Origin of the sequence: Sharpea porci, from assembly GCF_009695655.1 — a bacterium.
In the GTDB taxonomy this organism is placed as follows: domain Bacteria; phylum Bacillota_I; class Bacilli_A; order Erysipelotrichales; family Coprobacillaceae; genus Sharpea; species Sharpea porci.
Window position 1 is genome coordinate 1 of record NZ_VUNM01000010.1, and the last position, 12,766, is coordinate 12,766.

Genomic DNA, 12,766 nt, shown 5'->3' on the forward strand with positions numbered 1-12,766 from the left:
AAGGAACGGTGATGTTTTTGTATAACTGTCTTGCCATCCACCTGCATAGCAGGTGGTTTATTGTTTCGCGTCCTACGTACGCTCAACTGTCTAAAGACTAGATACAAGCTTCGCTTGTACTACAAAAAAAAGACAATGTTTGACATTGTCTTTTATTTACGCAATACAATTGTTGCATAAGGTGGGAGTTTTAGTGTTTTTTCTACTGTTATTGGGTAATTGGAAAGAAGTGTTGTGTAGCTTATATAACAATCATCTAGCGTAACTGTTGTCTCCTGATTCCACATATTACAGATTACAATAAGCTCATCATCTTGATATTGACGTTGATAGCTCATGATATCTTCTCGGTCATCATAAAGGAAGCTGATTGTGCCTTCACTAATGACAGGGAGTTCATGTCTCAGTTTGACTAGCTGCTTATAGTAATTGAGGATGGAATCCTTGTCATTGATTTCTTCTTTGACATTAATATGTTTGTCTGTATGAGGCATAGTAATCCAAGGTTCATGGTCTGAGAAGCCGGCATAAGTGCTGTCATCCCATTGCATTACTGAACGGCTGTTATCGCGTGAGCGGGCACTGAGTATATGAAGAGCTTCTTCTCTCGTATGTCCTGCTTCAAGCAATATCTTGTAGTAATTCAGACTTTCAACATCACGATATTCTGAGATATCTTCATAATGACTATTCAACATGCCTAGTTCTTCACCTTGATAGATATATGGTGTCCCTTGCATCATATGAATCATTGTCGCAAGCATCTTGGCAGACTCTTTCCAGTACTTCCCTTCATCGCCAAAGCGAGAAACAATTCTTGGCTGATCATGGTTGCACCAGAACAAAGCATTCCAGCCATGTCCTGCTTGCATACCAAGCTGCCAGTTCTTGAAGAGGTCTTTAAGTTTCTTATAGTCCGGTTTCATAAGTTCCCATTTCTTGTTGTCTTTGTAGTCAACTTTGAGATGATGGAAACTAAATGTCATCTTGAGTTCTTCTCTTTCACGATTAGAATACTTGATGCAGTCTTCAAGTGATGTTGAGCTCATTTCTCCAACTGTAACCATATCTTTGATACCTGTATCATGGACAAGTTCATGGATATATTCATGGACATGTGGCCCATCCGTATAGAAACGGCGTCCATCACCTTCATAGTCGTTGTCATAGCTTCCTTTAGAAATAAGATTGATGACATCAAATCTAAATCCTTGAATACCTCTTTCTTTCCAGAAACGAATGACTTTCTTGAGCTCTTCACGTACATGAGGATTATCCCAGTTAAGGTCAGCCTGTGTCTTATCAAAGAGACATAAATACCACTTCTTCAGTTCAGGAACATAGTTCCAGGCTGGTCCACCAAACTTAGACACCCAGTTATTAGGGATGTCTTTTGAGTCTTTGAAGATATAGAAGTCCTGATAATAGGGATCTCCTTGTAGTGCTTTTTGAAACCATTCATGGTCTGTTGAAGTATGGTTGAAGACCATATCCATCATAAGACCAATATCTCTTTTACTAGCCTCGTTGATTAATTCATCTAAGTCTTCATCCGTACCATACATAGGGTTGATATGATAATAATCAGCAATATCATAACCATTATCTCTTTGTGGAGATATCACAAAGGGTGTGAGCCATAAATAGTCTACGCCAAGATCTTTTAAATAATCTAAGCTTTCTGTAATGCCTTTTAAGTCACCAATACCATCATGATTAGTATCTTTGAATGACTTTGGATAGATTTGATAAATGACTTTGTTTTTAAAATCAGTCATATACTCACCTACTTCATTGTAATAATTGATGTATTGAGATCTGCTTTAATACCTGTATGTAGTTCTGTATCTTTAGCTAGTCCTTTATCTGTGATGATACACATAACTGTATCTTCATGGTTAGCGGCTTTGATCTTATCTTTAGAGAACTTGATTAAAGGTGTACCCTTCTTAACAACATCTCCAACACGTACTAAGTTTTCAAAGCCTTCACCATTCATATAAACAGTATCTAGTCCAATATGAATAAGTAATTCAGCACCATTTTCTAACTTCAAGCCAACAGCATGTCCTGTTTCTTCCATCATCACCTGGACTTTGGCATCACATGGAGCTTTGATTTCTTCACCATCTGGTACAATCGCAACGCCTTCACCCATTAAGCCTTCAGAGAATACTTTGTCATGAACGTCTTTAAGAGGAATAACAGTACCTTCAACACAACCACATACGTCTACTTGCTTAGAGGAAGCTGTAAATTCTTCTTCTTTTTTTACATCATCAATGTCAGCAACAAGACCCTTTTCAGATTCAGTTAAGCGTTTCTTACCTAAAATCAAGACAAGAACAATTGGAACAACAATTGCAACAGCCATACATAATGCGAATGATCCCCAATATTGTGGTTTAATAGAAAGAATACCTGGTAAACCACCAACACCAATACCATTAGCTGTTGTATTCGTTAATGTACATAGCATACCAGCAATACCAGAACCAATCATGCCACATACAAATGGGAAACGATATTTCAAGTTAACACCAAACATTGCTGGTTCAGTAACTCCTAAATAACAAGAGATAGCTGAAGGCATATTAACTTCCTGTGCTTTCGCATTTCTTTTTTGAAGAATTGCCATACCTACAACAGCAGAACCCTGAGCAATATTAGATAAAGCAATCATTGGCCATAAGCCTGTACCCTTGAAATCAGCAACTAACTGTAAATCGATGGCATTGGACATATGATGTAAACCAGTAATAACAAGAGGAGCATAGAAAGTACCAAATACTGCACCAAATAAAACCTTGACTGGGCCTGTAATACCAGCATAGATGACTGCTGAGATGGCTGAGCCAATCTTCCAGCCAATAGGACCAAGTACGAAGTGTGCCATCATGACAGCAAGTAATAATGAACAGAATGGTACAACAATCATAGAAACAACCTTAGGCGTAATCTTCTTGAAGAAACGTTCTAAGTAAACAAGTGTAAAGGCAGCAAGCATGGCAGGAATAACCTGTGCCTGATAACCAATCATATTCACCTTGATAAAGCCAAAGTTCCATACAGGAATCTTGCTGGCAGGTGTTGAGGCAACTGCATATGCATTTAATAACTGAGAAGAAGTTAATGTAATACCAAGCACAATACCAAGTATTTCTGTTCCCCCCATCTTCTTCATAACACTCCAACAAATACCTAAAGGAATACCAATATGGAAGACTGCCTCACCAATTAACCATAAGAAACTATCAACACCATTCCAGAACTGTGAAATCTGCACCAATGTCTTAGTGCCATTATCAAACATATAAATAGAATCAATAACATTTCTAAAACCAAGAATTAAACCACCACAAATAATAGCAGGAAGTAATGGTGTAAAGATTTCAGCTAATGTACCAACAAGTCTCTGTAAAACATTCTGATTGGCTTTAGCTGCTTTCTTAACTGCAGCCTTATCAACACCTTCAATACCAGAAACCGCAATAAAATCATCATAGAAATCACTAACTTCATTCCCAATAATAACCTGGAACTGACCTGCCTGAGTAAATGTCCCCTTAACAATACCCATCTTTTCAATATTATCCACATCAGCTTTTGCAGGATCAGCTAATACAAAACGCATTCTTGTCATACAGTGTGTAACAGCACTGATATTTGTACGCCCGCCAACATATGTAAGTAGCTCTTTGGCATCCTCAATATACTTACCCATCTTTTAAATCTCCTTTTATACTTGTTTAAACATGTTTAACACAGTCATTATAACATCTTGTTTAAACAAGTCAATATAAAACGCTTTCATTTAGAAAATTATTTGCATGTTCACATTTTGAAGGTAAAATAGTTGTTATGACGAGGGGGTAATGTTGTGCCTAAGAGTAAATTTGAACATATCTATCGTGATTTAAAAGAAAAGATTGAAACAGAAGAGTATCCTTATATGGAATTATTGCCAAGCGAGAACCAGCTCATCGAAGTCTATGACTGTTCACGTAATACCGTCAGACGTGCCATCAAGATGTTAGCGACTGAAGGCTATGTTCAGTCCCAGCATGGTGTAGGTGTACGTTCGCTTTATCGCCCTATTCATCGTACTAACTATTTGATTGGTGGTATTGAGACATTTAAAGATTCTGCGATTCGCAATAATATTACTACAAATACACACGTTATCTCTTTTGAAGATATCATTTGTGATCAAAAGCTAGCTGAAACAAGTGGTTTTGAAGTTGGTACACCACTCTACTATATTAAAAAGGTACGTTGTATTGATAATAAACCTGTCATCCTAGACATCAATTATTTCAACAAGAGAATTATTACTGATCTTACGAAAGAGATTGTTGAGGATTCATGTTATGACTATTTTGAGAATGAATTACATATCGATATAGCGACAAGTAAGCGTCTCTTCACTGTCGAACGTGTCACAAAGCAAGACCAGGACAATCTTGAACTGAACGACTATAACTGTTTGGCTGTTATTAGAGGGCATGTCTTTACGGCTAGCAGCGAACTCTTTGAATATACCATCAGTAGACATCGTCCTGACTATTTTGCTTTTGCCGATACAGCAATTAGAAAACATGTTTAAAAGGCTTCACGAAGAAGCCTTTTCTTATGGGCATCATTTTCTCATCATAGTCAGAAAGAAATCAAACACAAAGTATTGTGAAAGTGCCTGTTAACTAAACTTTTTTATCATTTTTTCAAATTAGTTTAGTTAACTAGCACTTTAAAACCTTATTAATCATCAACGTATACTTAAAAGGCTTCATGAAGAAGCCTTATCTTACTGACATAATTTTTTTGCGATAGCTTCGGCCTGGTCACGACCACGTAGCTGTTCAAGCCAATGCTCAGGAATCGCATCATAGCCATAAAGAATACCCGCTAGCCCACCAACTACACAAGCCGTTGTATCTGTATCATCACCAAGATTGACAGCTTCTAAGACTGTATCTCTGTAGTTATCATTATGAAGAAGACACCAAACAGCTGCTTCTAGTGTACTGAGGACATAGCCTGAGGAATCAATTTGATCACGTGTAGCAGTGAATAGTTTGCCTGAAAGAAAGGGCTTGAGCTTACGATCACAGCCATGCTTAAATCTTATACAAACGTCTTGATAAGCTTCCTTAGCATCCATGCCGCGAAGCAAGTCAGCAGCCATTTCTACATAGATCTTACAACAATCCACTGATAACTTATGTCCATGGGTCATTGAAGCAACAGCTTCAACACTTTCTTCCCTAAAATCATCATCAAAGTATTTAAAAGCTATGGGGAGTATACGCATGAGGGCACCATTACCATTATTATGAACACCTTTTAATCCAGCATCAGTGGGATAAATCCCATTCGCCATATTACAAATAGCTGTATTGGTAGTTGCCCCAATATCAAAGACAACACCATCAGGTGTATAAGCACCTGACATACGCCACTCAACAAAGAGATTACCAATCTCCTGTATACCCATATCCTGTCCTAATCCATCAGCTAATGCCAGCAATAAAGCAGAATCATCGGACCAAGTGCCTAAAGGTTGATTATGATAACCACCTGATGTCATACCTGTTGCTTTGAAGCTATCACGTTCTTTAAATTCATAAGGTACACCTAGAGCATCACCAATGACTGCTCCCATAATACCACCCATTATTTGATTATTATTCATATAAATCTCCTAACCTTGAAACTGCATCTATTTTAAAATCTTTATATGAACTTTTATATGAACAGAATCTATATTTTATCACTTGTACTTCATTCTATCATTAGTTAAAGCTGAACTACTCATGACTAAATCCTCGAGTATGAACCCGTATAATCATAAAAACTTGGCCTTCATTTGTATTAAATATATTCGATAGGAAAAGAATCCCGTTATCTTCAATAATGAAATCTATTTCGTTTTAGCCCCTTTTGCTTTTACCTTTTCCTCTATAATAAAATATATTAAATCGATAATCCTTTCCTTCATTAGAATATGATTTTAATATCTCAGATATAGTGAACTACTACCTATCTAAAGGTAGGTGGTAGTTCACTATAATCTATATACAGTTTTAAAAAATCAACGACTATTTGAAGTCCTTATTTTAGATTAGTCGCATTATTTTGGACAGTTAATTCGTTTTCGTTAATAGATAACGTATTTTACCATCCGTTCATCTGCTTGAGCATGTCCTAATGCCTTATCGATACGCAGATGTGCTTGGTTTCCCTGGTGTCTATGATCATAGCGCCTTCACGATTCTTGTCAGCATCTCCTCGCTGCAGGAGATCTCATGACCGTCAATCATAAATGCATTCAGAAAGCATTGCCTTAATTTTGTAGAAGAGACATTCGGATATGCCGTTCTCATAGCAGTATCTTCTGATGATGAGTCCGCTTTCTTTCTAATCCTCAATGATTGCAGGCCAGTTGTATCGCTTGCAGTTGTTTGGTGTTAATCTGTATAGATCCATAGTCTTTCGTTTTAATTTATATAAAAAGAACAGTATCAACAAACACTGTTCATACATATCCTTCACGAACCTCTTATTCCTTTTTCATACCTTCCTTTTCACAAGGTAAATTTACTTTGTAAATAAAAAAGCAACACGTTAAACATATTGCAATTGGAATCTGTTAATTAGAATCTGATAGGGAACAACTCTCATAAATATCGAATGATTCAAATTTCCTATTTGATAATTTTTTCGTTATAGCATTGATTCCTTGAATCGAGATTTGTATTTAACTGAGAGAAGTTCCCTATCAAAAATTATAATTCTAACTCTTTAATACTTTATTTTTCTATGCCGAATTTTCTAAAATCAAATTCATCTTCACGTTCTAATATTTGAGACCATCTAGCTGATATTAATTTTGCATATCTAAAATCTACTAATCCATATGAACCTAATGCATATGCATCATTACATTCAATTAATATGGTTTTATTTTCTGATGTAACTCCAACGTCTATAGAACATGCTACTGGTCTATCTTTCCATTTTCTAAAATCTTCCATGATATTATCAATCACTTTTGGATTATATGTATAATGATAATCCCCTTTATAGGGACGAATATCAATGATTTCATCATAATATATAAAATAGCGCCATTCTTTTCTTATGTCTATTGCTTCGCTGCAGATGACTTCATAATCTTCCTGGGAGTTCCCACAACCAATTAAATCATTAATTGATTTAATTACTTTACCTGTAAAAACTTTAGATTTCACAGGTTTAACAAACCACCCTGCTGACCATTTGTCAGGATTACTGGAGATAGAATTGATAGTATCATGCCAAATGTTTCTACCTAAATATTTCTTCAAACAATCAGGATAGTCATCTACATGAACATTTTTATAACCAAATTTTTCAAAAATAGTATCACATTGTTGAATATAGTCTAAAACAATATCTTCTTTAGTAACGACATCATAGATATCATCTAAACTTTCATATGGAATAATTTCAGCACCTAATTCACTAAAACCGTAAATAGCTTTTGTGAAGGTTTCACTATGACCTAACATAAGTCCTGAGTTAGAATTATATTTACATTTTACATATACTTTCATTTCTATCACCACCTTTTCATAACAGTAGCCACATTTCAAACCCTTGCTCATACTCTATAATATACCGCCAGGTTTGGACAGTGGCTGAGACACAAGATAAGGGTCGTCATACTCAAGCAGTGGAAGAAGCCTTCGAAGATATACAGGAGCCTATGCTCCTAAACAGGAAGCTTCCCTACCACTTCAGCGATGAGAGGATATTTCCACTGTCTACTTGACAGGGGTCATATCATTCAAAAAGTTTTTTTGTATAAAAACTGTGTTTTGTTTTCTTTTTTATTATATACTATGATATCAAAAAAGGATGTGAGTGTATGTTATTAAGTGATAAACTAACGAATAAAGTTGATTTTTCTAAAAGTGAAATTGTGATTGCTGATTTTATTATTCAATTAGGAGAAAAAATAAAAAATTATTCAGCAAGGAGTATTGCCAAAGAAACCTATACGTCACCAGCAACAGTCTTAAATTTATGTAAGAAAACTGGAATTGAAGGTTTTGATAATTTTAAGAAGGCTTATTTATGTGAAATTGAGTATTTAAATCAGCAATTTGGGAAAGTTGATCCTAATTTTCCTTTTGATCCAGGAGATACTATTTTTAAAATAGCTAATAAAATGAGCTCTTTATATGAAGAAACAATTAAAGATACGTTATCTTTATTACATCATGATTTATTTCAAAAAGCTGTTCAATTATTAAATGATAATAACAATATTCATATTTATTCATATGGAACAGCTTTAAATATAGCAGAATCATTTAAAGAAAAAATGATGAAAATAGGAAAGAATGTATATATTACTAATAATTTAAATTATCAACGTTATGAAGTAAATTGTATTCCTAAAGGGGATTGTGTGATTTTTATTTCTTATTCTGGAGAAACCAAGCCACTTATCAATATGGCAAAAACATGTCAAAAGAAAAATATTCCTTTTTTAAGTTTAACTTCTTTTGGAGAAAATACGTTAAGTCAAATGAGTAATGCTAAATTATATATTTCTACAAGAGAAAATTTAAAGCATAATATTGCAAATTTTAATAGTAATTTATCTATTTATTTTTTATTGGATTTGTTGTATGCTTCTTATTTTTCTTTAGATTATGAAAATAATTATAATAAAAAATTACAATTTACATCTAAATCAGAAAGTACAAGACATTCTTCAAATCCAATATTGATGGATGAATCTAAACAGTGTTAAATAATAAAAAGCATTTAATTCCAAAATTTTTAAACATTGTTAAAAACGAAAGCTATTCAATTATAAAAGCCTTTCTTCTATGTTTTAATAACCATAGAAGGAGGGCTTTTTAAATGAAGATATCAGATCATTTTTTATGGGGAGGGGCAACAGCAGCTAATCAATACGAAGGTGGTTACCTTGCAGATGGAAAAGGATTAAGTATTGCCGATGTAGAGACGGGAGGAAATATTGATCATCCTCGAGAAATACATGAGAGTGTTCATCCTCATACTTATTATCCAAGTCATGAGGGAACTGGATTTTATGATCATTATAAAGAAGACATTGCATTGTTTGCTGAAATGGGATTTAAATGCTTTAGAATGTCTATCAATTGGACACGTATTTTTCCTTTAGGAGATGAAGAAAAACCGAATGAAGCTGGATTGAAATTTTATGACCAAGTTTTTGATGAATTATTAAAATATCATATAGAGCCAGTGGTGACGATTTCTCATTATGAAACACCATTACATTTAGTTAAAAAATATGGTTCATGGAGAAATAGAAAAATGATTGATTTCTATATGAATTATTGTCGTACAATTTTTAAACGTTATAAAGATAAAGTCAAATATTGGATGACTTTTAATGAAATTAATGAAACGATGAATAAGAAAAATCCTTATCATCAAGCTGGTATTCTTTTTCAAGAAGGAGAAGATAAGGCATCAACTGTTTTACAAGCAAGTCATCATATGCTTGTAGCAAGTGCCAAAGCAGTTATTTTAGGACACCAAATTAATCCAAATTTTAAAATTGGCTGTATGGTTCAATATCCAGAAAGCTACCCAGCAACTTGCCAACCACTAGATCAAATAGCTAAAAGAGAATATATGTTGTTTACACATTATTATTTAGATGTGATGTGTAGAGGACTTTATACGAATACATGTTTGGCTAAACAAGAACAATTGGGAGGAAAATTGATTATTAATGATGGCGATGAAGAATTATTAAGGAAGGGAACAGTTGATTTTATTGGCTTTAGTTATTATTTTTCTTCTATTGTTTCTTATCAAAGAGATGGTTCAATTAATGCTAAAGGACGTAATCCTTATTTAGAACTTACAGATTGGCATTGGCATATTGATCCTTTAGGATTAAGAGTTGCACTTAATGAATTATATGATCGTTATCAAATACCATTATTTGTTGTTGAAAATGGATTAGGGGCTGTTGATCAACTTAATGAAGATGGTACTGTAGATGATCAATATCGTATTGATTTTTTAGGAAAACACATTGAGGCTTTAAAACAAGCTATAGAAATTGATCATGTTGATGTTATTGGTTATACAACATGGGGATGTATTGATTTAGTTTCTGCTGGAACAGGAGAAATGAAGAAAAGATATGGTTTTATTTATGTTGATAAAGATGACCAAGGAAATGGAAGTTTAAAAAGATATAGAAAGAAATCCTTTTATTGGTATAAGAAAGTAATTGAAACCAATGGACAAACAAAATTTGAATAGGAGGAGAAAATGATGAATAGTTTTTTAGATAAAATGGGTGAAAAATTGATGCCATTTGCATCTAAAATAAGTACAAATCGTTATTTAAATGCGATTAAAGAAGGTTTCTTTGGCGTAATGCCAGTTATTATTGTTGGTTCTTTATTCTTACTTTTTACAAGTATTCCTATTAATGGTTATAGTGAATTTATGACAGGACTTTTAGGGAAAAATTGGAGTCAAATATTTATGGTTCCTTATCGTATGAGTTATGGAATCATGTCTATTTATGTAGTTGTAGGAATTGCGCGCTCTCTTGCACAGTTTTATAAAGTAGATACAAGAGAGTCAGTAGTTATATCATTTATTGCTATCTTCATGTTAACACCTGTTTTAGTAACAGAAGATGGATTAAAAGGGTTACCCCTTGATAATTTTAGTGCATCAGGATTATTTTTAGCAATTATTACAACTTGTTTAGCAGTAGAAATCTTTAGATTTGTTGTTCAAAAAGGATGGACAATTAAATTACCGGATGCAGTACCTAAAAATGTGGCTAAACCATTTGAAGCTTTAATTCCAGTAGCTATTATCTTTATTGTTTTTAACTTTGTAAGAATTGGTTTTGAAATGACAAGTTTCAAAAGCGCACAAAATTTCATTTTTACAATGTTACAACAACCATTGCAATCTATTGGTAGTACATTACCAGCTACAATTTTAGTTTTATTAATAGAATCAATTTTATGGATTTTTGGTTTACATGGATCAAGTATTGTTTCTTCAGTAATGAATCCTATTTGGAGATCATTATCTGCTGAAAACGCTGCGGCAATTGAACTTGGAAAGGCTGCTACACATATTGTCAATTATCAATTTATTGCTAATTTTGTTAAATTAGGAGGAACTGCAGCTACTTTAGGATTAGCACTTGTGATTGTTTTTACTGCTAAATCATCTAGATATAAAGCTTTGGGTAAATTATCATTAATTCCTTCATTATTTAATATTAATGAACCACTGATTTTTGGTATGCCAATTGTTTTAAATCCAATTATGGCTATTCCATTTGTGATTGCTAATATTACAATGGCGATTGTCACTTATGCTTCTACATATATTGGATTAGTCCCAGTAAGTATTGGGGTTGAAGTTCCTTGGACAACACCACCAATTATTTCAGGTTTCATTTTATGTGGTATAAGAGGAGCTCTATTACAAATTGTATTATTACTTATCTCTATGGCTATTTATTATCCATTCTTTAAAATGGTAGATAAACAAGAAGTTAAAAAAGAATCTATTGAAAAGGCATAATTGCCTTTTCTTTAATATAGGGGGAAAAAAATGTTATATAAATACGAAGAAGATTATGTTGAAAAAGAAAATAAGTATTCTGTAGAACTTTTAAAACAGTTAGCAGCTATTCCAGCCCCTTCTTATCATGAAGAAAAAAGAGCTCGATTCTGTAAACAGTGGTTTGAAGAAAGAGGCATTGATGCAAAAATCGATAAGATGAATAATGTAGTGATTAAGATGTTTGATGAGAATCAAGATATTGCGGTATTTTGTGGTCATCTTGATGTTGTTTTTGCTGATAGGGAGCTATTAAAAATAACACAAAAAGGGCATTATTTATATGGACCAGGAGTAGGAGATGATACAGCCAATGTTGTTCATTTAATGCAAGTGATTCATTATATTCACCTTCATCATTTACATGGAAAGACAGGTGTTTTATTTGTTTTAAATACGTGTGAAGAAGGATTAGGAAATTCTAATGGGTGTCGCTATATTGTTGAACAGTATAAAAACCGTATTAAATCATTTATTTCTTTTGATGGATATTTGAATCAGTGTACAAACAGTGCTGTAGGTTCTAAACGTTATCGTTTGACTGTTCATTGTCAAGGAGGACATTCTTATGCTGATTTTGGTAAAGAAAATGCTATTGAAACTTTAAGTAAAATTATGTATGAATTAAGTCATCAACAAATACCACAAGAAGCTAAAACAACTTATAATTTTGGAAAAATAGAAGGTGGAACAACAATCAATGCAATTGCTTCTAAAGCTACATTACTTTATGAATATCGTTCTTCTATGCAAAGCTGTTTAGATATCATGGAGAAACAATTTCAAGAAATTGTTTCTCATTATTCAAATGTAGAAATTGAAATTTTAGGAGTAAGACCAGGAAATGGTTTATTAAATCGAGAGAAATTTGAAAAATTTACAGATCATAATATAAAATTGATTAAAGAATATTATTTAGGTGATGTAGAAAAATGTGCTAATGGTACAGATTCAAATATTCCTTTATCTTATGGAATATGCGCTAATACGATTGGAACTTTAATGGGAGAAAAAGCACATACTTATGATGAATGGATTGATTTAGATTCTTATAAAATAGGTTTTAAAGTTATGATGAATATTATTTTAGAATATTTTAGGGATTAAA

General features: G+C 33.3%; 9 protein-coding genes. 5 read left to right on the forward strand and 4 right to left on the reverse strand.

The features are described 5' to 3' along the window. Positions 1-152: 152 nt before the first annotated feature. On the reverse strand, positions 153-1,778 hold the full coding sequence (treC, locus tag FYJ79_RS05930) for an alpha,alpha-phosphotrehalase (RefSeq protein ID WP_154515380.1): 1,626 nt from the start codon (positions 1,776-1,778) through the stop codon (positions 153-155). Between the two features lie 8 nt (positions 1,779-1,786). After that, on the reverse strand, positions 1,787-3,724 hold the full coding sequence (gene treP, locus FYJ79_RS05935) for a PTS system trehalose-specific EIIBC component (RefSeq protein WP_154515397.1): 1,938 nt from the start codon (positions 3,722-3,724) through the stop codon (positions 1,787-1,789). A gap of 156 nt (positions 3,725-3,880) precedes the next feature. On the opposite strand from treP, the gene treR reads away from it, so the two are divergent. Beyond that, positions 3,881-4,606, forward strand: coding sequence for a trehalose operon repressor (gene treR / locus FYJ79_RS05940; protein ID WP_326803435.1), 726 nt, complete (start codon positions 3,881-3,883; stop codon positions 4,604-4,606). Positions 4,607-4,804: 198 nt separating this feature from the next. Here the strand turns inward: treR and FYJ79_RS05945 are convergent, their stop codons facing one another. Beyond that, positions 4,805-5,692, reverse strand: a complete 888-nt coding sequence (locus tag FYJ79_RS05945) for an ADP-ribosylglycohydrolase family protein (RefSeq protein WP_154515400.1) — start codon at positions 5,690-5,692, stop codon at positions 4,805-4,807. Positions 5,693-6,809: 1,117 nt separating this feature from the next. Next, the gene (locus FYJ79_RS05950; RefSeq protein ID WP_154515403.1) at positions 6,810-7,595 is read right to left on the reverse strand and encodes an ATP-grasp domain-containing protein; all 786 of its coding nucleotides are present in this window, start codon (positions 7,593-7,595) and stop codon (positions 6,810-6,812) included. Between the two features lie 314 nt (positions 7,596-7,909). Here FYJ79_RS05950 and FYJ79_RS05960 point away from each other — a divergent pair, with 314 nt between their 5' ends. The 4 genes from FYJ79_RS05960 (at position 7,910) to FYJ79_RS05975 (ending at position 12,765) form a co-directional block, all read left to right on the forward strand. Continuing rightward, positions 7,910-8,803, forward strand: coding sequence for a MurR/RpiR family transcriptional regulator (locus tag FYJ79_RS05960; protein WP_154515406.1), 894 nt, complete (start codon positions 7,910-7,912; stop codon positions 8,801-8,803). A gap of 113 nt (positions 8,804-8,916) precedes the next feature. Beyond that, positions 8,917-10,323 (forward strand): 6-phospho-beta-glucosidase, encoded by a 1,407-nt coding sequence (locus FYJ79_RS05965; RefSeq protein WP_154515409.1) that lies wholly within the window; start codon positions 8,917-8,919, stop codon positions 10,321-10,323. A 9-nt stretch (positions 10,324-10,332) separates the two neighbouring features. Then, on the forward strand, positions 10,333-11,619 hold the full coding sequence (locus FYJ79_RS05970) for a PTS sugar transporter subunit IIC (RefSeq protein ID WP_229771346.1): 1,287 nt from the start codon (positions 10,333-10,335) through the stop codon (positions 11,617-11,619). Between the two features lie 30 nt (positions 11,620-11,649). Then, positions 11,650-12,765, forward strand: coding sequence for a M20/M25/M40 family metallo-hydrolase (locus FYJ79_RS05975; RefSeq protein WP_154515412.1), 1,116 nt, complete (start codon positions 11,650-11,652; stop codon positions 12,763-12,765). Position 12,766: the final 1 nt, after the last annotated feature.

Bases quoted from the DNA above. Each gene is read 5' to 3' on its own strand.
- treC (WP_154515380.1), bottom strand. From the start codon at position 1,778: ATGACTGATTTTAAAAACAAAGTCATTTATCAAATCTATCCAAAGTCA.
- treP (WP_154515397.1), bottom strand. From the start codon at position 3,724: ATGGGTAAGTATATTGAGGATGCCAAAGAGCTACTTACATATGTTGGC.
- FYJ79_RS05945 (WP_154515400.1), bottom strand. From the start codon at position 5,692: ATGAATAATAATCAAATAATGGGTGGTATTATGGGAGCAGTCATTGGT.
- FYJ79_RS05950 (WP_154515403.1), bottom strand. From the start codon at position 7,595: ATGAAAGTATATGTAAAATGTAAATATAATTCTAACTCAGGACTTATG.
- FYJ79_RS05960 (WP_154515406.1), top strand. From the start codon at position 7,910: ATGTTATTAAGTGATAAACTAACGAATAAAGTTGATTTTTCTAAAAGT.
- FYJ79_RS05965 (WP_154515409.1), top strand. From the start codon at position 8,917: ATGAAGATATCAGATCATTTTTTATGGGGAGGGGCAACAGCAGCTAAT.
- FYJ79_RS05970 (WP_229771346.1), top strand. From the start codon at position 10,333: ATGATGAATAGTTTTTTAGATAAAATGGGTGAAAAATTGATGCCATTT.
- FYJ79_RS05975 (WP_154515412.1), top strand. From the start codon at position 11,650: ATGTTATATAAATACGAAGAAGATTATGTTGAAAAAGAAAATAAGTAT.